2 protein-coding genes are annotated in these 626 nt (G+C 58.5%); both read right to left on the bottom strand.

Going from position 1 to position 626, the window contains the following annotated elements; translation table 11 throughout:
• Positions 1-183 precede the first annotated feature (183 nt).
• Positions 184-429 carry a hypothetical protein gene (locus HAQ05_RS28005; RefSeq protein WP_190427659.1) on the bottom strand — a complete coding sequence of 82 codons (246 nt, stop codon included), beginning with the start codon at positions 427-429 and terminating at the stop codon, positions 184-186.
• A partial coding sequence (locus HAQ05_RS28000) for a hypothetical protein (RefSeq protein ID WP_238936618.1) occupies positions 426-626 on the bottom strand: 201 nt, incomplete at its 5' end. The genes HAQ05_RS28000 and HAQ05_RS28005, both read right to left, overlap by 4 nt.

Raw genomic sequence — 626 nt, 5'->3', positions numbered from 1 at the left:
GCCTCTCCGGAGGAATTGAAGAACTTGATGTCTATCCCGGCCGCCTTCGCCGCCAGCTCAAGCAATTCGCGGTCTGTCATACCAAAACCCTCCGCTTAACAAACACAAACCCACTCCCCGCTTCCTCTACGATGAAACGCCGGCTGGTGAGGTGGGCGAATAGGGGCCAGAAGGTGTAGAGGGTCATGGCGCGACCTCCCGCATCGGATGCGGCACGATGTCGTAAATCACCTGCTTTACGTGCGCCAAGTATTCGCGGACCACATCGCCGGCGTAGCCGGTGGTTTCATCAACCATGCGCTCGATCTTGCTGCGTGCGAGGCGGTGCCCGGTCAGGCGCAGCCATTCGCGGATGAAACCGGCATCGATAGATTCGCGCACGCAGATCCAGAACCACGGATCGGCGAAGTGGGCTTTGTCGTCGATCATGCGGCACCTCGCAAAATCCGGTCGTGCTTGATCAGGGCCTTGGTTTTGGTCGCGATGTACCAGCGGTCAAGGATTGGTGCTCGGGTACCAGTGGCGAACAGCTCCCAATTGCGAAAGTGATCCCAGAGGACTTGAAGCGCTCGGCCTGTTCGTTCGATGTGGTTGGTCATCAAAATCCTTCCTTCCCGCGCTGGGAT

It is taken from the genome of Pseudomonas typographi (assembly GCF_014694385.1).
Classification (GTDB): Bacteria; Pseudomonadota; Gammaproteobacteria; order Pseudomonadales; family Pseudomonadaceae; genus Aquipseudomonas; species Aquipseudomonas typographi.
The sequence above is the reverse complement of the archived record's forward strand: the minus strand, read 5'-3'. Positions and strand labels throughout refer to the sequence as shown.